This is a genomic window from Microbacterium sp. gxy059, assembly GCF_050958665.1.
Lineage (GTDB): Bacteria > Actinomycetota > Actinomycetes > Actinomycetales > Microbacteriaceae > Microbacterium.
The window spans coordinates 47,558-65,952 of sequence record NZ_JAMXWT010000012.1 but is presented as its reverse complement, the minus strand read 5'-3'; the positions used below and the strand labels follow the sequence as shown (position 1 = coordinate 65,952).

The following is an 18,395-nucleotide window of genomic DNA, read 5'->3' as shown; positions in this document are numbered from 1 at the left end:
CGGCGGAACCCTCGCGGTTGATTTTGATAACAGTTCTCAAGAGGAGTAATCTCCCCGCATGCGCACACGCCGTTCCTTCGCCATCGCCCCTCTCCTCGCCGTCCCCGCCCTGGTCCTCGCGGCCTGCGGATCCGCCGGAGGCGGGGAAGCCGGCGGCGGAGACGACGACGCCTTCCAGGTCGTCGCGTCCACGAGCGTCTACGCGTCGCTCGCCGAGCAGCTCGTCGGCGACGCCGCCGAGGTGACGGAGATCATCGACTCGCCCACGCAGGATCCGCACTCGTACGAGGCCACGGCCCGCGACCAGCTCGCGGTCGAGGGGGCCGACCTGATCGTCCTCAACGGCGGCGGCTACGACCACTTCATGGAGGCGCTCGCCGAGGAGGCCGACGTGCCGGTGATCGAGGTCGTCACCTACAGCCACGACTACCCGGGTGAGGACGGGCACGCGCACGATCACGGCGACGAGGGCGACGAGCACGACCACGCGGATGAGGCCGATGAGCACGATCACGCCGACGAGGGCGACGCCCACGACCACGCCGGCGCGGCGCACGAGGAGCACGCCCACGCCGAGGAGGCGGATGACCACGCGGACGAAGCCGACGAGCACGACCACGATCACGCGGACGAGGCTGGTGACCACGCCGACGAGGCTGAGCATGCCGATGAGGCCGAGCACTCCGAGGAGGCCGAGCACGACCACGGCGACGAGGCCGATGGTCACGATCACGAGGGCCACGACCACATCGAGGGCTTCAACGAGCACGTCTGGTACGACCCGCACACGATCGCGCACGCGGTCGAGGCGCTGAGCGACGAGCTCCAGGCCGAGCTCCCCGACGCCGCCGACGACATCGCGCAGAGCGCCGACGCCCTGCTCGGCGACATCTCGGGTCTCGAGGATCTCCTCGCCGAGCAGCACGCCCAGAACGAGGGATCCACGGTCTTCTTCACCGAGCCGGTCGGCGGTTATCTCGCCGCGGCCGCGGGCTTCGACGACGTCACGACCGAGGGCTTCGCCGAGGCCGTCGAGGAGGGGCAGGACGTCGCTCCCGCGACGCTCCTCGCTGCGCTCGACGCGATCGAGGGCGGCGATGTCGACGTGCTCGTCACGAACGCCCAGACGGGCGGCCCCGAGACGGAGCGCGTCATCGAGGCGGCCGAGGGCGCCGGGGTGCCGGTCGTCGAGTTCGCCGAGACGCTGCCCGACGGCGTCGACTACGTCGAGTGGATGACCGACAACGCCGAGGCGCTCACCGCCGCGCTCGGCTGACGCCCCGCAGTGCACGACGACGCCGATCCGCGGTGTCCGGGGGTCGAAACCCCGGCGCGTCGCGCCTCGCGAGCGAGGATCGGCGTCGTCGTGCATCGCCCCCGGGGCAGGATCCGCTCGGCGCCGGGCTCCTCGGATCCGTGTCTCGCGTTCTGCGGGAATGGCGCTCGCTTTCCGGCGCGATGTGAGACATGGTCGGCTGGTGTGCGGGCGGGGTGGTGCGTGTCTCGATTTCTGTCGGAATTCCGTCCCGATTCCCGCACGAGTCGAGACATGGTTCGGCTGTGGGCGGATCCGTGTCTCGCGTTCTGCGGGAATGACGCTCGCTTTCCGGCGCGATGCGAGACATGGTCGGCTGGCGTGCGGGTGGGGCGGCGTGTGTCGCGGATCCTGTCGGAATGCCGTCCCGATTCCCGCACGAATCGGGACATGGTTCGGCTGTGGGCGGATCCGTGTCTCGCGTTCTGCGGGAATGGCCCTCGCTTTCCGGCATGACGTGAGACACGGTCCCGAGCGCGGGTGGGCAGGCATCCGGATCCCGCCACGGTCGGCGCCCCGCCCCGCGCGCAACGGTCGGCGCCCGCACCCCCTGGCGCGGAAGCCCTCCCTGGCCTCACGCGGGCGGCGGTCAGCGGATCCACGAGAACGATTATCACTGCGGTCGTAGACTGGTCGGATGACCGAACCCGTGCTCCAGATCCACGGCGCGGGGCTGCGCCTGCGCGGACGAGACCTCTGGCAGGGGCTCGACCTCGAGGTCGAGCCCGGGGAGTTCGTCGCGGTGCTCGGCCCCTCCGGGTCGGGCAAGACCACCCTGCTGCGCGCGATCCTCGGCCTGCAGAAGCTCAGCGCGGGCGACATCCGCGTCGCGGGCCGGCCCGTGCGCCGCGGCAGCCGGCACGTCGGCTACATCCCGCAGCAGCGGCCCTTCCCGCTCGGCACGAGCATGCGGGCGAAGGATCTCGTCGCGCTCGGCGTCAGCGGCACGCGGTTCGGGCTCCCGATCCCGCGGCGCGGCGACGCCCGCCGGGTGGCGTCGCTGCTCGACGCCGTCGGCGCGACGCGGTTCGCCTCGGATCCCGTCGGATCGCTGTCGGGCGGCGAGCAGCAGCGGCTGCGCGTCGGGCAGGCGCTCGTCGATCGCCCGCCCCTGCTGCTCTGCGACGAGCCGCTCTCGAGCCTCGACCTCGCGAACCAGCGCGCCGTCATCCGCATCATCGACCGCGAGCGCCGGGAGCACGGCGCGGGCGTGCTGTTCGTCACGCACGACGTGAACCCGATCCTCGGCGCCGTCGACCGGATCCTCTACATCGCGGGCGGGCGCTTCCGGCTCGGCGCGCCCGACGAGGTGCTGCGCAGCGACGTGCTCACCGACCTCTACGGCGCGCCTGTCGAGGTCGTGCGCGCGGGCGGCCGCCTGCTCGTGGCCGGGGTGCCCGACGCGGAGCCGCACCACCCGCACCACGAGCACGACCATGACGACGACGAGGCGGGGGTGTTCTGACGTGACGATCCTCCCCGCCCTCAGCTGGAGCGACGTGCTGTCGTTCGAGGACTACGGCGCGCTGCTGCAGCTGATGACCAACTCGCTCATCGCGGGCGCCGCGCTCGGCATCGTGGGCGGCCTCATCGGCGTCTTCGTCATGCAGCGCGACATGGCGTTCGCGGTCCACGGCATCAGCGAGCTGTCGTTCGCCGGGGCCGCCGCGGCGCTGCTGTTCGGCGGATCCGTCGTCGCGGGATCCCTCGCCGGCGCCATCGCCGCCGCCCTGCTGATCGGCGTGCTCGGGTCCCGCGCGCGCGATCGCAACTCGATCGTCGGCGTGCTCATGCCGTTCGGCCTCGGTCTCGGGATCCTCTTCCTCTCGCTCTACGAGGGGCGCTCCGCCAACCGGTTCAGCCTGCTCACCGGGCAGATCGTGTCGGTGTCGAACCCCGACCTGAACGCCCTCATCGTCATCAGCGCGATCGTGCTCGTGGGGCTCGTCGTCGTCTGGAACCCGCTGCGCTTCGATTCGCTCGACCCGCAGGCGGCCGAGGCGCGGGGCCTTCCCACCCGCGGGCTGAGCATCGTGTTCATGCTGCTGCTCGGCGCGATCGTCGCGGCGGCCGTGCACATCATCGGCGCGCTGCTCGTCATGGCGCTGCTCGTCACCCCGGCGGCCGCGGCGATGCGCGTCGCGCACGGCCCCCTCGTCGTCCCGCTGCTCTCCGCGGCGTTCGGGCTCGTCTCGGCGGTGGGCGGGATCCTCCTCGCGATCGCCGGCAGCCTCCCCGTGAGCCCGTACATCACGACCATCTCGTTCGCGATCTACGTCGTCTGCCGCCTCGTGGCGCTGCGTCGCGAGCGCGCCCTCAGCCTGCGGCTGCAGGCGGCGGACGGCCCGCTCACGGCCGCGGCGAAGTAGGCTCGGGGCATGGCTCAGCGCAACACCTGGCAGCGGGAGCGCGTGCGGGAGGCTCTCTCGGAGAGCGAGGGCTTCGTGAGCGCGCAGGATCTGCACGCCGTCATCCGCGACGACACGGGCATCGGGCTCGCGACGGTGTACCGCGCGCTCGCCGGGCTCGCCAAGTCGGGCGAGGCCGATAGCCTGCAGAGCCCCGACGGCGAGAACCTCTACCGCGCCTGCGAGAACGAGGGGCACCACCACCACCTGATCTGCCGACGCTGCGGATTCGCCGTCGAGATCGAGGGGAACGCGGTCGAGACGTGGGCGCGCGACGTCGCGGCCCAGAACGGCTTCCAGGAGGCCGAGCACGTGGTCGACATCTTCGGGGTGTGCGCCGACTGCGCCGCGAAGGCGGCGGCCGGCTGATCCGCGCCATGACGACCCCCGTCGCCCGAGCCTCGCGGCCCGACTCCGACCGGCGCCCCTCGACGAGGCGCGGCGTCGTCGCGGCCGTCGCGGGCGCCCTGCTCGTCGCCGCGCTCTTCGCGATCGACGCCTTCGTTCCGCAGGCGTTCGACAGCCCCCTCTCGACCCGCGCGCAGGACGGCCTCACGCTCACGCTCAGCGTGCTCATCGAGTCGCTCCCGTTCGTGGCGCTCGGCGTGATCCTCTCGATCGTCATCCAGGTGTGGGTTCCGGCGCACGTCGTGCACCGGCTCATGCCGAAGCGGGCATGGGCGAGGCGCATGGTGCTCGCGGCGCTCGGCATGCTCATCCCCGTCTGCGAGTGCGGCAACGTGCCCTTCGCCCGCGGCCTGATGATGCGCGGCCTCACCCCGGCCGACACGCTCGCGTTCCTCGTCGCCGCGCCCATCGTCAACCCCATCGTCATCATCACGACGCACCAGGCGTTCGGGTGGGACAGCGGCATCCTCGTCGCCCGCATCCTCGGCGGCTACGCGGTCGCGCTGCTCGTCGGATGGCTGTACAGCCGTCACCCGGATCCGCAGAGCATGCTCACCGACCGCTTCCGCGCGACGTGCGAGATGGCGGCGGACGATCGCGGACCCCGCTGGCGGCTGAGCATCGCGCAGTTCGTCGTCGAGCTGCGCGCCGTCATGCCGGCGCTCGTCATCGGCAGCGCGATCGCGGGCGCCGTGCAGGTGCTCATCCCGCGCAGCCTGCTGCTCGCGATCGGATCCAACCCCGTGCTGTCGATCGTCACGATGATGCTGCTCGCGATGACGGTCGCGATCTGCTCGAACGTCGACAGCTTCTTCGCCCTCTCGTTCGCGTCGACCTTCACGACCGGATCCCTCGTCGCCTTCCTGCTCGTCGGCCCGATCGTCGACGTGAAGATGATCGCGCTGCTGCGCACGACCTTCTCGACCCGCGTCATCGCGGGGCTCGTCGCGATCGTCGTGCTGTTCTCGTTCGCGGTGGGGGCGGTGATGAACCTTGTCGCGTGAGTGGGGGAGCGCGGGATCCCGGTGGCTGGGCGTCGGCCTCGCCGCCGTGCTCGCGGTCGTCACGATCGGCCTCACGGTCACGGGACGGCTGCAGCTGTACATCAACCCGTCGCAGGCGTGGTTCGCGTGCGGCATGGCGGCGCTGCTGCTCGTCGGCGCGGTCGCCTCGTTCGCCCTGCCCCTCGGCTCCGAGGAGGACCACGGGCACGACCACGGCGACGGATCGGGCGCCGACGACGACCACGCGCACGTCCGCCGGTCGCCCCTCGCCGTCGCCGCGACGGTCGCGGGCGGCGTCGTCGCTTCGGGCGTCGCGATCGCGGCGCTCGCTCTGCCGCCCGCCACGCTGTCGGCGGAGCTCGCGATGGACCGCGACACGGGATCCCCGCCCCTGTTCGCCGGAGCCGACGACGTGCAGCTCGGCGTCGTCGACACGTCGGCGTTCGGCGTGGGCGACTGGTCGGCCGTGTTCGCGACGGCGACGAGCCCCGAGAAGTACGAGGGCGAGAGCGTCGTGCTGACGGGCTTCGTGACGCCCGGCGAGGGCGGGGGCATCGATCTCAGCCGTCTCGTCATCACCCACTGCGTCATCGACGCGCAGCCGGCCGCGCTGCCGGTCGCGGGCGAGGCGCTGCCGGACGGGCTCGAGACGGGGCAGTGGATCGAGCTGACGGGCGACGTGTCGGTCGACGACGCGGGCGGCCTCGTCGTGCGGGCCTCCGCGATCGAGACGATCCCCGAACCGGAGGATCCGTATGAGTACTAGCCGCGCGGGCGCGCGGGGCGCGGAGCGTCGGCGCCGCCACCGCGCGCGGTATCTGGGCGCGTTCGCCGTCGTGCTCGGCGGACTGACGCTGCTCGCTGGCGCGGGCGCCGTCGCGAGCCTCGTGCAGGGGCCGCGCGTGACCGAGGTGCAGGCCGACCCCGCGGGGTCGATCGCGCAGTCGGGCAGCCGCGTGATCCTGACGGCCAACCAGGCGCTCGCCGGCGTCGACCCCGAGCGGGTGTCGGTGACGCCCGCGACCGACTTCACGGTCGACGCGGCCGGGCGCACGGTCGGCGTGCGGTTCCCCGCGGCTCTCGACGCCGACACGACATACACGGTGCGGGTCGAGGGGGTGCGCGGGCTCGGCGGCGGCCCCGAGTCGACGCTCGAGACCGCCTTCACGACGCCGCCCGCCGAGGTGTTCGTGCTGGAGCGCGACGAGTCGGGCGACGACGTCATCCGCCAGCGCACGGTCGGCGGCGGAGAGGGCCCCGTCGTGCTCTCGGCGGAGCGCATCGACGACTTCCGCGCGACGAGCGAGTTCGTCGTCGCGACCGTCGTCGAGGGCGAGGCGATGCGCCTCGTGGCCGTCGACCTGTCCGGGGCGCGCTTCGAGGACGAGGGGTTCTCGGCGGAGTCGCTGCCGACGCGCGATCTCGAGCTGCCGGGCGAGGGCGTCGTCACGGGGATGCAGGTCTCCGAGCGCGGTCAGCTGTACGGCTACACGTACACCGACCGCGACATCAGCGCCGACTCGGGGCGCGCGAGCGTGCTGTTCACGGGATCCCTCCGTCGCGCGTTCGACCAGGCGGAGGCGCCGCAGCCCGTGGTCATCGGGGGCGAGGAGCCGCAGATCGACCGGTGGCGGTTCGTGCCGGAGACGTCGTCGCTGCTCCTCAACGACTTCGGCGGCGACCTCACGCTGATCGACCGCGAGAGCGCGGACACGGATCCGACCTCGTTCGGCCTCGCGCTCGGGATCGAGGGCGTCGCGCGGTCGACGTACACGGCGATCATCGACCGGTCGGACACGGGGCTCATGTCCCTCGACCTCGCGACGGGCGAGGAGAGCTCCTTCGACGACGTGGAGCTCGACGGCGAGACCGTCCTCAACCACCTCGTGCCCACGCCGGACGGCGGGAGCGTGCGCAGCTACGCCCAGATGGAGGACGGCATGCCGATCGAGATGCGCGTCGTGCGCGTGTCGGCGGACGGCGAGGCGAGCGACGTGGCGCGGGTGGCCGAGGGCGACGCGCTGCTGCAGGTGTGCGCGTCGCCGAGCGCGCAGTTCACGGCGCTCGCGGTCGCGCCGTCTCTCGCGCAGAACCCCTACGACCTGGCTCCCCAGCCGATGCCCCGCGATGTCGAGACCCGCATCGTCGAGACCCGCACGGGCGAGGAGGTCGAGACCGTGCCCGGCTTCGACGTGAGCTGGTGCGAGGTCGGCCCCTGGTGAGCGGCGAGCGGCGGCATCCGGCCGCGCGCGACGAGCTCTCCGGCCTGCCCGTCGAGGTCGCCCCGCGGCTGCTGGGCGGCCTGCTCACGACGCGGCGCGACGACGGGGTCGTGTCGCTGCGGATCACCGAGGTCGAGGCGTACCACGGGCGGGGCACGGGCGACGTGCCGGATCCCGGCTCCCACGCGCGCATGGGCGTCACGGCCCGCAACGCGACGATGTGGGGCGAGCCGGGGCGCCTCTACGTCTACCTGAGCCACGGGATCCACCGCTATCCCTAGGGGAGCGTGACTACACTCTCCTCCGTGGATGACCTCGACGCCGCCGCGCAGCCGATCTGCCCGGCCTGTGGCGTGACGACCTATCCCGAGGACGGGGCGGACGTTTGCAGGGAGTGCGGGTGGCGGGTCGAGTGGCCGGAGGTTGAGCACCCCGGGTGGGGTGACGACATCCCGGACATTCGAACATAGGTACTACACTCGCGCGGTATGGGGACGAACGCGCGGTATCCGGGGCTGGGTGACAGGCGACGCGAGGAGCGCCTGCTGCGCGAGGCCCGCGCGCGAGGACCCCTGCAGACCCTCTCCCCGGAGCAGCTCCTCCTCGAACAGTCTCTGATCACGCACGCGCCACGGATGATCCGCATGATCGGGCGCGCCTGGCTGCGCTTCGGCGACATGGACGTCGAGGCGACCGTGCGCGTCGACCGGTGGACCGATCGCGCCGTGGGGGTCGAGGTGGAGGTCGACGGCGAGAAGCTCCGCGCCTGGATCTGGCGAGGCGCGATCGGACCCGTCACCCAGCCCCAGCAGAGCTTCGAGCCAGCGCACACCCGTGGGGTCGAGGCCGCTCGGGCGTAGGCTCATCTGGTGCCCTGGACCGTGACGCTCCGCTCGACCGAGACTGTCGAGATCGACCTGCCCGAGACCGACTCCATCGCTGAGCGCGACGCCGCGATCGCCGAGCGACTCCCCGAGAGGTTCGAGCTCGTGAACCTACGACCCTCCGAGCGGAAGGCCTTCGCACGGTCACGGGTGACTCAGACGGTGAAGATCGGAGAGCGCGAGGAGCTGTGGACCTGCGCGCCGGAGGGTTGGCAGGCACTCACCCTGAGAGAATCCTGACAGGATCGAAACACACCATTATGGTGTGTTAGGCTGTTCTCAGAGCAAGGGAGACAAGCTCCCGGCCACACATCCAGGAGGATGCAATGAACACCACGATCCAGAGCCTCGCCGCCGAGTTCAACATCGAGCAGCACGAGGTCCTCGCCGGACTCGACATCACCGACCAGGCCGTCACCGGTACCACCGAGATCGACAGCATCGACGGCTGGACCGAGGACGAGGCCCGCGAGGTCCTCACCACCCTCGCCCAGCAGGCCGCGAACCTGGCCTGACGCCCACGAAGCGCCCCGCCCCACACGGGGTGGGGCGCTTCCGATTGGAGCCCCCATGCCTGACACCATGACCGGCGCGGAGATCGCCGCGACCCGCCACCTCATCGGCCTCTCCCAGACCGAGCTCGCGACCATGCTCGGCGTCGGTCGGCACGCCGTCAAGGACTGGGAGAGCGGGCGCTTCAACCCGCGCCCCGGCGTCGTCGCCGATCTCCAGCGGCTCCGAGGCGAGCACGACCGCGAGACCGCGCGCCTCATCGACGGCGCCCAGGGCGGCATCCCGATCCACCTCCCCTCCGGACCGAAGCCCCGCGGCTGGTACCTCGCATACGGCGCCCGGATCCTCGCCACTGTGCCCGACGCGATGCTCGAATGGGCCGAGGACTAGGAACGCCCCGGGAGGCGACATGGTCAAGCGACGCCCCCGACTCCGCGTGACGGAGTACCCCGGAATCGTCGAGGGCCTCCGTCAGCAAGCCGCCGTACACGAGGCCTACGAGGACGTGTGGACCTCGGTCCGCGAGCAGCTGGAAACGGGCGACCCGGCGCTGTGGTGGGTGACAGACGCGATGTCCCGCCTCGCGCACGACTACGCCCCCGACCTGCCGCCATGGACATTCGAGGCGGTCCGCCCCTCACCGACCGGGATGCTCATCTGGGAGGGATCCGCCGGCAGCGAGATCCCCGAACGATCACACCTGACCGCGATGGGCCTCTGGTGGGGCGCGCACTGCGGCGACACGATCATCGTGCCCCTCGCCCGCGCCACCGGCCCCCTCGCGCGCGTGCCCGGCGTGCTCGCGTTCGGAACCCCGATGCTCGCCCCCGACGAGGACGACGCCGGGAAGCTCTGGACGATGTTCGGCACCACGCTGATCCTCGCGCAGACTCCCACCGTCGGCAGGCACCGCCCCTTCACCGGACGCCGCGTCGGGCCGCGAGCGCCCGCGCCGGCCACGATCACGCAGGTCACCCTCCGCGAGACACCCCGCCACGGGTCCGCCCGCGAAGACAAGGAGGACACCGCATGGACCCTGACTCGCCAGCACCTCGTCCGCGGGCACTGGAAACAGCAGCCCTATGGCCCGGAACAAGCCCAGCGAAAGCCGATCTTCGTGCCGCCCTACGTGCGGGGGCCCGAGGATGGAGGGATCCAGAAGACGACGCGAGTGCACGTCTGGCGGCGCTGAAACCCGCCGAGCACTACCTCGACGCGTGGCTCGCCGTCTACACCGGGTCGACGCTGAGGGCCTACCGCTCGTACCTGCGCGCGTGGCAGGCGCGCTGCTACCTGGCGGGCATCCACATCCTTGAGGCCACCACCGAGATGCTCGAGGAGTGGATTCGCTCCGAGCGTGCTCGAGGGATGCGAGATGCCGGGATCCGCGCCAGCCTCGGCGCGATCCTGCGCTTCTACCGGTGGGCGTACGCGCGGGGGCACATTCCGGTCGACATCGCCCAGGGCGTCCGTCGGCCCCCACGGCCAGGTCGATCGGCTCAGGCGCGGATCCCCCGTACCTCCGCGGCCTGCTTCCTCGACGCCGCACGCGACTTCCACCCCGGCATTCACGTCGCCGCCTGCCTCCACCTACTCAATGGCCTGCGGCTCGCCGAGTCGCTCCGCGCCCGCACCGAGCATCTCCTCCCGGACGACGGCGCGCTGCTCCTCACGCTCCCGCTGCGCAAGAAGCGCCACTCGGGGCGAGTGTCCCTCCCCGCCCGGACGAGAGAAGCGATCGACGCCCTCCCGTGGCGGGGATCCCCAGGCCCGATCATCCGCTACGGCAGCACCCCCATACCCGCGGATCGGCTCTACACCGCCTACGACAAGGTCTCCGACGCAGCTGGCCTCGACATCAACATCCGACCCCACATGCTCCGAGCCGCATTCATCACGCTCTCGCTTGACGCGGGCGTCCCGATCCGCGACGTCATGTACTCCGCCGGCGTCGCGAGCTTCGACCAGGTCTCCTACTACGACCGCGCCTACGGCGAGATCGCGCGCAACGCATCGATCCCCCTCGCCGCGTGGCTCGAAGCCCATCGAGACAGGTAACCCACTCTCTGCCGTAGACGTCGACAGCGTGCCTCCGGCTATTCCTGCTTACGGAATGCGGCGACGACCTTCGCGCCACTCGCCAATACCGCAGGGATGACAGCGACTGCTCCGGTCGGATGTCCGGCCAACACCAGCCACGCCGCGACCCCGAGCCCGCCCAGAGAGATTGCTGGCGCAGCGAATGTCCCGACGCCAACCGATCGTGACTCGGCCTTCGTCACACGTGTCATGGCTGCTGTCGTCGCGTTCTCACGAGCGATATGGGCATCCACGATCTGCTTCGCCGACCCGGGTACGACATCGTCGTATCCCCCGAGGGTGAGCGGATCTGGGAGGGGCCCCGAGTACTGCGCTAGCGCGAACGGCGCCTCTTCTTCGCGTAGGACCGCTGACTGCGCTGCTGCTTCAACAGCTCGCTCCTCATCTCGCGAAGCCGAGACGGGTCTCCGGTCACGCCGACGTACGCCCCATGTGTCATCGCCTTCGCGATGTGGACTGTCATCGTCGTGCTCATGTTCCAACTGTATCTCCGCTAGCTCGTGGGGTCGATAGCCCGAATCATACTTCCCGCCACCGTCGCCTCGACCGCCGAGGCGACGTATGACACGACAAAAGCGCCCCTCCTGCCGAAGCAGGAGGGGCGCTCGTGCGCTGTTGTCAGTAGAAGAGCCGTATCGCGACGCCCACCGCAGCTGTGCTCGCGACGCCGGTGACCGCGACCATCAGGATGGCCCGCGCGATGAAGTCCGCATTGCGACACCACAGGTAGAACTTCGGGTGTGCCTCCTGAAGCGCTGACACTCGCTCCTGTCGGGTCGGGTGCCCGAAGCGCGCATCGGCGTGGTAGCAGAAGAGGTCCGTGAAGAACGTCGCCTGCATGATGCTCGCGAGCAGCGCGATGCCTGTGACCGGCTCATCTCGGAGGCCGTTCGAGACCAACGGCTGCTTCTCGGACGTTTCCAGCTCGTGGGCGACGCTGAGTCGCTTCGCTACATCGGCCTTGTCGGCCTCGTTCGGCTCGCGGCTCTCCTCGTGACTCACGACAGGCCGAGGTTGGCCAGACGATGTCCGAGCGCGTCGAGCGAGACCTGGAAGCGGTTGGCGAGGTCCACCCGGCTAAAACCGAGTGCATGAAGGCGGCGCACCTCTGCCGCCGGCATGAGCAGTTCTGCCGCAAACTGGTTCGCGAAGATCTCCTCCCCCGCGGTCCCGCAAGCGGAAAGGGCGTCCCGGCGATGCACGTACGGTCGGTCCTCGCCCTTGGACTTCTCCGAGAAGTAGTGTCCGAGCTCGTGCGCGGTCGTGAAGCGTTGGCGCACTGGCGCGTGGGTCGTGTTGACGAAGATCTCAACATCACCGCCAGCCTCAAGCTTCGCGATCATGCCCGACAGGCTGTTCTCGAAGTCCGCGCCGAACACGTTGACGCCGAGCGCGCGGGCCACCTGCACGGGGTCGATCGGCAGCGGTCGGACACCTTCGCCGTAGAGGGAGTCCAGGACGTCCCTCGCAGTGGCTTCAGCGGTCGACATGTTGGCTCCTCTCCACAACTTGCTCCACAGGATTGCGTCAATTCAGCTTACTCATCCACAGGGGTATCAGCGTTTCATCAGCGAGGTATCCTCGGCGTTTCGCCAGTCGACACGCCGCGTTCCACCTGATCGCTGGTGCACGGGACGTCTGCGGGCACAAGGTCTACACGACGAAAGCGCCCCCTCCCACCAGTAGGTGAGAGGGGGCGTGTTGTCAGCCGCTGAGGTAGACGATCGACCAGTAGAAGTTGTTGTTCCAGTCCGCACCAGAGCGATTGCCGACCGCGATCGTGCCGTCAGGGCTGACCCGCACGACACCGGCGTACTGGCCGACGGTCGCCGTGCCCCACCGGAAGGCGGCCCCGGGTGGGCGTAGATCCTCGGGGAGCCCCGCGGCGAGGGCGTGCGCGAGGTTGCTCGACGGGAACTGGCCCGCTACCGTGCCGTACAGCTCCACGACAGGCCCCCACGTGCGGGCGAAGAACGTTCCGGTGACGCCGTCCACGTACAGGCTGGACAGGTCCGCCTCGTCGGTGGCCTGCGGGACCGGAGCGTGCGTCTCGATGGCGTCTTTCAGACGTGCCGCGGAGATGGTGCGGCTCGTCTGCCCCGTGCCCGCGCGAGCCTCGGCCTCGCTCATCGCCGTCGCGGACGATGTGCCCGCCCCGATAGCAGACCGGGCAGCCGTCGCGGATGCTCCCGCGGCGACGTAGGTGGGCTTTCCCGGCAGGGTGTCCCACGTGGCGCCCTGCTGTGCCGCGTCAGCGGCGGCTTCCGCACGGTCGGCTTCGGTCTCGGACCGGTCGGCCTCTCGCTCGGCACGGTCGGCCTCGCCCTGCACGGCCTGCGTCAGGGCCGTGGTCGCGTCGGCCGCGGCAGTCCCGGCTGCGGCCTCTGCACGGTCGGCCTCGCTCGAGGCTCGGGTCGCGTGACCCGCCGCGGTCCCGGCCGCATCCTCCGCATCCGACGCATGACCGGACGCCGCATCCCGCGCCGTCTCCGCGGCGTCCTGCGCGGCCTCGGCCTGATCGACCGCGCCCCACACAGAATCGGGAGCGTCCGCGATCGCCTGAGCCCGATCCGCCTCGTTCTTCGCGTCGACCGCGGACGCGGCCGCAGCGTCAGCAGACGCCCGCGCCTCCTCGACGACCGTGCCCCACTCGGGCGGGATCACGATGGGCTCACCCTCGACGGTGCCCGCCTCGATACCCGAATCCAGATCGAGGGGACCGTCACCGGCCGGGAGGATGAACTCCACCCGTCGCCGCGTGCCCGTCAGCTCGCGGCGGTTCCCGTCGGTGAGCCACAGGTCAGCCGTGTACCGGTGCGTGAACGTGTCCGGCTCGGACACGTCGATCTCGCGGCCGTGCTCGTCCAGCCAACCCGGCGTGTCTGTGCACGGCAGATACAGCTCGACCGGCCCGCCCGGGCCCGCATGCGTCGACGCGGGATCCGTCCCGAACCGGTCGCCCGTCGCCGCCCAGATCAGCAGCGGACGCGAGGAGGCGACCGTGAGCGAGACCCCGAGACCGCGACCGCGCTCGATGGACAGGCCGCGGCCCGCCGTGACGAGCCGCGTCGGAACCCCGTCAGGCCACGCCATCGGATCCACCCGAGGAGTTCGTACGGTCCTCGAGGTACTTCGCGCCCCCGTCTCGCGTGACCAGGGCGTAGGACGCCTGCACGACGACGACAGCGAGGAGGATCAGTGCCGGCCACGACGGGATCACATCACCGGTGTAGACGTAGTAGAAGAGCATCACGACGGCCGCGAGGACGATCGCCGCGACGACCGCGACGACCTTCTTGGCCGCTGGCGACCACGACGGGCGGTTGATCACGGCGATCACGTACGGGGCGAAGACGCTCAGCAGCGTGAGGATCCCGGCGGGGATAGCGGGGAGTTCGATGTCCATGGGGTTACTCCTTGGTCTTGTGGGTCGTGGTCGGCCATTCCGGGAGGTCGGCGGGGCCGAGACAGGGGGCGTCGATGATGACGCGGCGGTGAATCGCGAGGGACTCCCGGAGGATCCGCGCGTCGCGCTCAGCGGCGTCGGCACGGTCAATCTCCTTGCGGCGCTCCTGGACCTTCGAGCCGCGCGCCTTGAGGAGGTGGGTCAGCAGACGATCGACGACGATGGTGACGATCCCCGTCCCGCCGACCATCGTCCAGATCTGAATCGGGTCCATACGGCCTACCTCCGACGAGGCTCGTAGTCCCACCGCCTGGTGAGGAGAAGACGAAGCCAGAAAACGGTCGTGGCCAGGATGATCGTGAGCGCCTGGGTGAGGCGCTGCGACCCCGGAGGGCCGGTCACGTGCAGATAGACGGCGATACCGGCATAGATATACGTCCCGCCCATCGCCAACAGCACCGACAGCCGCTCAGCCCACCACCATCCGGGCAGGACCGCGAGGGCCCCGCCCAGCCCGCCAGCCGTCAGCATGCCCGCCCAGAGGGCCGCGAGGATCGGACCGAGCGGCCCCTCAATCGACTGCGGCGGCTGCGCGAGAGTCACCAGCCCAATCGCGAGCGTCAGCGCGTAGACACCGAAGTAGAACACTTTCAGATGGCGGGGCTCCGTGATCGATTCCCACGCCCGCCGGATCGGAGTCGAGATCCGGGTCACGTCCACGGGTCAGGCCTCGTCAGGGATCGGCTCGGCGGGCTCGTCGATCTCCTCGTACACCGGATCCGGGTCCACCGCCATAGACGCCGTGAACTTGAGGCCCTGACGGTCCCCGAGATCCCGGAGCATCTTCGTGATCGAGTCGCCCTTGTACGAGCCCTTGATGCGCAACTTGAGCCACTTCCCGAGACCGATCGCCTCGTTCAGCAGCGCCGTGAGACTCTTCCCATTCACCGACCCCTTGATGCGGGCCTTGATCCACTTCGTCGTCGATGCCGACTGCCGAGACGCCTCGTAAGCCGCCTTCGCATACCGCAGAGCGTCATCGAGCTTCTTCTCCTGCGACGCGTTCATAATGTCCTCCTCAGGCGTGGTCGTGGCCCCGCCGCCGCCAGCGGACTGGCCGAGGTGCTTGTCGCGGGCCTTGTCGTACTCGTAATGCCACGGCTCCACGAGAACCCCGTCCCGGTAGACGGTGTGGAACCAGCCGTGCTCGTTGAGCAGCGCCGTCTCGCGCTGATCCGTGTCGATGGCGCTGCCGCGCTGATGGATGCTCGGCGCGTCGGGGTGCAGAGCGATAGCCGCCCACGGGCCACGGCCCGACAGATACGCCTGATAGGCGTCCCAATGCTGCTTCTGGCGATCCCAGGTGCGGCCGGCCTCGGTGATCTGCCACGGCGCGCCCTTCACCGCGTCCAGGCGACGAATGGACGCCGCCGCTTCCGGGGTGAGCCAGCCGCGACCGTGACCAATGTCGGTTTGAGTGACCATCCGGCCATCTCCTCTCGTGCAGAACGCCCCGCACCTGGTGAGGCGCGGGGCGTTCGTAGCGTCGGGTCAGACGGTCTTCCAGTCGCCCTCGTACTCGGTGAACCGCTCACCGTAGTGACGCATCACCGTGATCCCGGCACGCCCATACGAGTCACGCGGCGGGTAGGGGCGGATCAGACGACCCGCACTCGTGGGCTGATCCGCGAGGAGCTCGGGCCGATACGTGCCATTCGCGTCGGGATACCAGCGGCGCACCGTCTCCCGCCCCGTCGTGACTGTGCCCGAGTGGGCCGTGTAGACGGCACGCGACGACGACGGATTCTCGAACCCCATGCCCGCGATGTAGTTCGCCATGTCCGTATAGCCGACCCGCGGGCCGGACGTTCCCAGCTCCGAGGACGTCCACTCCGTCTCCCGCTGCCCACCAGACCCGTCAGAGAAGATCTCGATGCCGTGGCCGCCAGAGGATCCGTAGCGTTCACCCCGCGAGTAGTCCACGCCGATGATCGTGGACGTGCCCTGACGCGGTTTCAGCGCCCACCGGTAGACGCGCAGTGCCCCGAAAGTCGACGGGCCGACGCCCGCGGGCACGTAAAGGTTGTTCCCGCGCGTCGAATCGAACGACGACGGCGACGAGAAGTCCGTCGGCCCTCCAAGTGGCTGCCACGACGCACCCGCGTCCGTAGACACGTACCGGCGCAGCCGCCCGTTGTACAGGTCCAGCGCGACCTTCACGCCCAGAACCGCACCGGGGGTGAGATACCCCGCGAGGGGTTTCGTCGTCGAGTGGAACGGATGCCCGGTCCCGGACGCGTCATAGACGGCGAGTTCCAGATCCCCTGCCGACGTGAACCGGAGGAAGAACCCGGTGCCGCCGCCCGTCGTCGCGTTCGGGGTCGTCGCCATGAGACCCCACGACCCCCGCGAAGACACGTCCGCCGGAACCTGGAAAATCACCTCGGCCTGGAAGCCGTCGTTGAATCGCGGAAGCGATGCGTTCGGGATCCGGTCATACACTCCCGTGTCGAGGTATCCGCCGGTGACCTCATGCACCCGGTAGACAGCCGCATCCGGGTTCGAGCGCGGCCACTCCGCGACCGCGACAGCGAAGGTATCGGGCCCGGGGCGTACGTAGAAAAGCCTCCGCCCGTTGCCCGACGCGACAGCGGGAAGGATCGGCGGCACCGGCGGATCGTTCAGATCTGCCTGCTGGCCCGTCCACGAGTTATGCGCGGGCGAGGAGAGGGAGCCATTGAAGGGCTCGAGGTGGAACCCGTAGATCTCGCTCCGGTTCTGATTCGCCGGGTTGTAGCCCACCGCGAGGCGGTACTTCTGCCGCCCGTCACGCGTGTGTGCGTCCGCGATCGACACGTAGAACTGATCCGGCGCGTACAGCTTCCCGGTGTACGCGTCGGCGGTCACCGCTCCGGTGCGCTGGTCCACACGGATCACGTGGTAGCCCCAGGTGCGGGTAGACCGGCGCCCCCACAGGTGATACGTCTGCGTCACCTCGTCCGACTGGTGATCGATCTTGATGAGCTGCGTGTAGGCGATCGCGCCGCCCGCGTCGAGTTCGATCAGAGGAGCCGACACCAGAGACCTGAGGTCGAGGTTCGGGCCGCCGACCTTGATCTTCGTCAGCCGGTCAGCTCCGTGATCCGTCCACGCGATGATCGGACGATAACCGGGCTCCACATACAGAGCCGGGGCGTTGTGGTCATCGACGACGGCCTGCCCGACCACGTACCGGCGCGTCTCCCGCGTCGCGTGATCGATCTCGCACGCCAGAACCTCACCCGTCGACGAGATGCCCCCGAAGACAGTGCGGGGCGTCGGCGTCGAGATCTCCGTCGCCACGGGCTCGCACCACCACTCCGACACCGAATCGACAGCGACACGCGGCCCGAACGCCGCGGCCGCAGTCAGCGTCCCGTCGTCATCCAGGAGGCGAGACACGGCCTCGTCCTGCAGCTCCTCCACCTGCCCCGAGAACGCTTCGGCGGCGTCGCGTGCGTCCTCCGCCCCGGTCCGGGCCGCCTCCGCCCCCTCGCGCTCCACCTTGGCCGCGTCACGCTCGGCGCGAGCGTCGACGAGGATCTGCCTCGCGGCGGGCGTCACGTCACCCATCGGGCCCCGCAGATTCGCGATATCCACGATCCGGCGATCAGTCATGCGTACACCATCCTCAGCATTCCCGACCCGCTCCGGGTCGGCTCAGTCTCATCACCCGGGGCCGCGTCCAGCCACAGGCCCGTGTAATCCAGCGGCGGGTCGTCGAGCTGCACGAGCACCATCAGCGGGTGCGTCGCGTTCTGCGCGACGAGATCATCGAGAGACCCGCCGATCGGGTAGGGGTCGATCTCGATCGGCCACTCCGTGTACTGGAATCCCCACCGTTCCGGGGAGCGCTCCTCCGGGTTCGTGAGCCAGCGGGCGACCATCCGATACGTCACGCCCGGATGCGCCTCGAGGCGCACCGTGAACGCACCCGTGGCGGCATTCAGGGTCGCTTGCGCTTCGACGCCCGCGAGCGCCGACGCGTCGACGACATTCGACTGCCGAGGCCGGAAGAACAGCTCCGGCCGCGACCCGGCCGGGATCGCCTTCCCGGTGTGGTCGTAGAGATTCCCGGTCACCGTGGTCAGCATGT

The 18,395-nt window shown here is 70.1% G+C and carries 23 protein-coding genes and 1 pseudogene; 14 read left to right on the top strand and 10 right to left on the bottom strand.

Annotated features, from left to right (window positions below):
• Window positions 1-58 precede the first annotated feature (58 nt).
• From NHL53_RS08915 to NHL53_RS08850, 14 genes and pseudogenes are all read left to right on the top strand, one after another.
• Complete coding sequence (locus tag NHL53_RS08915; protein WP_433776508.1) at window positions 59-1,276, top strand: metal ABC transporter solute-binding protein, Zn/Mn family; 1,218 nt, start codon at window positions 59-61, stop codon at window positions 1,274-1,276.
• 676 nt (window positions 1,277-1,952) lie between these two features.
• Window positions 1,953-2,780, top strand: coding sequence for a metal ABC transporter ATP-binding protein (locus tag NHL53_RS08910; RefSeq protein WP_433776507.1), 828 nt, complete (start codon window positions 1,953-1,955; stop codon window positions 2,778-2,780).
• A 73-nt stretch (window positions 2,781-2,853) separates the two neighbouring features.
• Entirely contained in the window at window positions 2,854-3,684 is an 831-nt protein-coding gene (locus tag NHL53_RS08905; protein ID WP_433776526.1) for a metal ABC transporter permease, read from the top strand.
• A gap of 9 nt (window positions 3,685-3,693) precedes the next feature.
• The gene (locus tag NHL53_RS08900) at window positions 3,694-4,092 is read left to right on the top strand and encodes a Fur family transcriptional regulator (RefSeq protein ID WP_433776506.1); all 399 of its coding nucleotides are present in this window, start codon (window positions 3,694-3,696) and stop codon (window positions 4,090-4,092) included.
• An 8-nt stretch (window positions 4,093-4,100) separates the two neighbouring features.
• Window positions 4,101-5,135: a permease gene (locus NHL53_RS08895; protein WP_433776505.1), complete on the top strand. Its 1,035-nt coding sequence runs from the start codon at window positions 4,101-4,103 to the stop codon at window positions 5,133-5,135.
• Window positions 5,125-5,901: a TIGR03943 family putative permease subunit gene (locus NHL53_RS08890; RefSeq protein WP_433776504.1), complete on the top strand. Its 777-nt coding sequence runs from the start codon at window positions 5,125-5,127 to the stop codon at window positions 5,899-5,901. The genes NHL53_RS08895 and NHL53_RS08890 overlap by 11 nt, the downstream gene beginning before the upstream one ends.
• Window positions 5,891-7,357, top strand: a complete 1,467-nt coding sequence (locus NHL53_RS08885) for a hypothetical protein (protein WP_433776503.1) — start codon at window positions 5,891-5,893, stop codon at window positions 7,355-7,357. The genes NHL53_RS08890 and NHL53_RS08885 overlap by 11 nt, the downstream gene beginning before the upstream one ends.
• A pseudogene (locus NHL53_RS08880) lies at window positions 7,354-7,626 on the top strand (DNA-3-methyladenine glycosylase); the annotation flags it as partial. The gene NHL53_RS08885 and the pseudogene NHL53_RS08880, both read left to right, overlap by 4 nt.
• Before the next feature lie 219 nt (window positions 7,627-7,845).
• Window positions 7,846-8,217 (top strand): hypothetical protein, encoded by a 372-nt coding sequence (locus NHL53_RS08875; protein ID WP_433776502.1) that lies wholly within the window; start codon window positions 7,846-7,848, stop codon window positions 8,215-8,217.
• A gap of 9 nt (window positions 8,218-8,226) precedes the next feature.
• Window positions 8,227-8,481: a hypothetical protein gene (locus tag NHL53_RS08870; RefSeq protein ID WP_433776501.1), complete on the top strand. Its 255-nt coding sequence runs from the start codon at window positions 8,227-8,229 to the stop codon at window positions 8,479-8,481.
• An 86-nt stretch (window positions 8,482-8,567) separates the two neighbouring features.
• Window positions 8,568-8,756, top strand: a complete 189-nt coding sequence (locus NHL53_RS08865; RefSeq protein ID WP_433776500.1) for a hypothetical protein — start codon at window positions 8,568-8,570, stop codon at window positions 8,754-8,756.
• Between the two features lie 55 nt (window positions 8,757-8,811).
• Window positions 8,812-9,144, top strand: coding sequence for a helix-turn-helix domain-containing protein (locus tag NHL53_RS08860; protein WP_433776499.1), 333 nt, complete (start codon window positions 8,812-8,814; stop codon window positions 9,142-9,144).
• Between the two features lie 19 nt (window positions 9,145-9,163).
• Window positions 9,164-9,946, top strand: a complete 783-nt coding sequence (locus NHL53_RS08855; protein WP_433776498.1) for a hypothetical protein — start codon at window positions 9,164-9,166, stop codon at window positions 9,944-9,946.
• Window positions 9,934-10,812, top strand: coding sequence for a tyrosine-type recombinase/integrase (locus NHL53_RS08850; RefSeq protein WP_433776525.1), 879 nt, complete (start codon window positions 9,934-9,936; stop codon window positions 10,810-10,812). Before NHL53_RS08855 ends, NHL53_RS08850 begins: the two co-directional genes overlap by 13 nt.
• A gap of 355 nt (window positions 10,813-11,167) precedes the next feature.
• On the opposite strand, the gene NHL53_RS08845 is transcribed toward NHL53_RS08850, so the two are convergent.
• The 10 genes from NHL53_RS08845 to NHL53_RS08800 all read right to left on the bottom strand — a co-directional run bounded on the left by NHL53_RS08845 (window position 11,168) and on the right by NHL53_RS08800 (window position 18,393).
• The gene (locus NHL53_RS08845) at window positions 11,168-11,329 is read right to left on the bottom strand and encodes a hypothetical protein (protein ID WP_433776497.1); all 162 of its coding nucleotides are present in this window, start codon (window positions 11,327-11,329) and stop codon (window positions 11,168-11,170) included.
• A 143-nt stretch (window positions 11,330-11,472) separates the two neighbouring features.
• Window positions 11,473-11,856: a hypothetical protein gene (locus tag NHL53_RS08840; RefSeq protein WP_433776496.1), complete on the bottom strand. Its 384-nt coding sequence runs from the start codon at window positions 11,854-11,856 to the stop codon at window positions 11,473-11,475.
• Complete coding sequence (locus tag NHL53_RS08835; RefSeq protein ID WP_433776495.1) at window positions 11,853-12,344, bottom strand: ImmA/IrrE family metallo-endopeptidase; 492 nt, start codon at window positions 12,342-12,344, stop codon at window positions 11,853-11,855. The genes NHL53_RS08840 and NHL53_RS08835 overlap by 4 nt, the downstream gene beginning before the upstream one ends.
• A gap of 214 nt (window positions 12,345-12,558) precedes the next feature.
• A complete protein-coding gene (locus NHL53_RS08830; RefSeq protein WP_433776494.1) occupies window positions 12,559-13,947 on the bottom strand; it encodes a hypothetical protein in 1,389 nt (462 codons plus the stop codon).
• On the bottom strand, window positions 13,934-14,260 hold the full coding sequence (locus NHL53_RS08825) for a hypothetical protein (RefSeq protein WP_433776493.1): 327 nt from the start codon (window positions 14,258-14,260) through the stop codon (window positions 13,934-13,936). The genes NHL53_RS08830 and NHL53_RS08825 overlap by 14 nt, the downstream gene beginning before the upstream one ends.
• 4 nt (window positions 14,261-14,264) lie before the next feature.
• Complete coding sequence (locus tag NHL53_RS08820; RefSeq protein ID WP_433776492.1) at window positions 14,265-14,534, bottom strand: hypothetical protein; 270 nt, start codon at window positions 14,532-14,534, stop codon at window positions 14,265-14,267.
• A 5-nt stretch (window positions 14,535-14,539) separates the two neighbouring features.
• Window positions 14,540-14,980 carry a hypothetical protein gene (locus tag NHL53_RS08815; RefSeq protein ID WP_433776491.1) on the bottom strand — a complete coding sequence of 147 codons (441 nt, stop codon included), beginning with the start codon at window positions 14,978-14,980 and terminating at the stop codon, window positions 14,540-14,542.
• Window positions 14,981-14,983: 3 nt separating this feature from the next.
• Window positions 14,984-15,745, bottom strand: coding sequence for a hypothetical protein (locus NHL53_RS08810; protein ID WP_433776490.1), 762 nt, complete (start codon window positions 15,743-15,745; stop codon window positions 14,984-14,986).
• Window positions 15,746-15,811: 66 nt separating this feature from the next.
• Window positions 15,812-17,917 (bottom strand): hypothetical protein, encoded by a 2,106-nt coding sequence (locus NHL53_RS08805; protein WP_433776489.1) that lies wholly within the window; start codon window positions 17,915-17,917, stop codon window positions 15,812-15,814.
• Window positions 17,914-18,393: a hypothetical protein gene (locus NHL53_RS08800; RefSeq protein WP_433776488.1), complete on the bottom strand. Its 480-nt coding sequence runs from the start codon at window positions 18,391-18,393 to the stop codon at window positions 17,914-17,916. Before NHL53_RS08800 ends, NHL53_RS08805 begins: the two co-directional genes overlap by 4 nt.
• Window positions 18,394-18,395: the final 2 nt, after the last annotated feature.

What these genes read in the sequence shown, in the direction of transcription:
- NHL53_RS08915 (WP_433776508.1), top strand. Translation starts at nt 59, where the DNA reads ATGCGCACACGCCGTTCCTTCGCCATCGCCCCTCTCCTCGCCGTCCCC.
- NHL53_RS08910 (WP_433776507.1), top strand. Translation starts at nt 1,953, where the DNA reads ATGACCGAACCCGTGCTCCAGATCCACGGCGCGGGGCTGCGCCTGCGC.
- NHL53_RS08905 (WP_433776526.1), top strand. Translation starts at nt 2,854, where the DNA reads ATGACCAACTCGCTCATCGCGGGCGCCGCGCTCGGCATCGTGGGCGGC.
- NHL53_RS08900 (WP_433776506.1), top strand. Translation starts at nt 3,694, where the DNA reads ATGGCTCAGCGCAACACCTGGCAGCGGGAGCGCGTGCGGGAGGCTCTC.
- NHL53_RS08895 (WP_433776505.1), top strand. Translation starts at nt 4,101, where the DNA reads ATGACGACCCCCGTCGCCCGAGCCTCGCGGCCCGACTCCGACCGGCGC.
- NHL53_RS08885 (WP_433776503.1), top strand. Translation starts at nt 5,891, where the DNA reads ATGAGTACTAGCCGCGCGGGCGCGCGGGGCGCGGAGCGTCGGCGCCGC.
- NHL53_RS08875 (WP_433776502.1), top strand. Translation starts at nt 7,846, where the DNA reads ATGGGGACGAACGCGCGGTATCCGGGGCTGGGTGACAGGCGACGCGAG.
- NHL53_RS08865 (WP_433776500.1), top strand. Translation starts at nt 8,568, where the DNA reads ATGAACACCACGATCCAGAGCCTCGCCGCCGAGTTCAACATCGAGCAG.
- NHL53_RS08860 (WP_433776499.1), top strand. Translation starts at nt 8,812, where the DNA reads ATGCCTGACACCATGACCGGCGCGGAGATCGCCGCGACCCGCCACCTC.
- NHL53_RS08855 (WP_433776498.1), top strand. Translation starts at nt 9,164, where the DNA reads ATGGTCAAGCGACGCCCCCGACTCCGCGTGACGGAGTACCCCGGAATC.
- NHL53_RS08845 (WP_433776497.1), bottom strand. Translation starts at nt 11,329, where the DNA reads ATGAGCACGACGATGACAGTCCACATCGCGAAGGCGATGACACATGGG.
- NHL53_RS08835 (WP_433776495.1), bottom strand. Translation starts at nt 12,344, where the DNA reads ATGTCGACCGCTGAAGCCACTGCGAGGGACGTCCTGGACTCCCTCTAC.
- NHL53_RS08830 (WP_433776494.1), bottom strand. Translation starts at nt 13,947, where the DNA reads ATGGCGTGGCCTGACGGGGTTCCGACGCGGCTCGTCACGGCGGGCCGC.
- NHL53_RS08825 (WP_433776493.1), bottom strand. Translation starts at nt 14,260, where the DNA reads ATGGACATCGAACTCCCCGCTATCCCCGCCGGGATCCTCACGCTGCTG.
- NHL53_RS08820 (WP_433776492.1), bottom strand. Translation starts at nt 14,534, where the DNA reads ATGGACCCGATTCAGATCTGGACGATGGTCGGCGGGACGGGGATCGTC.
- NHL53_RS08810 (WP_433776490.1), bottom strand. Translation starts at nt 15,745, where the DNA reads ATGGTCACTCAAACCGACATTGGTCACGGTCGCGGCTGGCTCACCCCG.
- NHL53_RS08805 (WP_433776489.1), bottom strand. Translation starts at nt 17,917, where the DNA reads ATGACTGATCGCCGGATCGTGGATATCGCGAATCTGCGGGGCCCGATG.
- NHL53_RS08800 (WP_433776488.1), bottom strand. Translation starts at nt 18,393, where the DNA reads ATGCTGACCACGGTGACCGGGAATCTCTACGACCACACCGGGAAGGCG.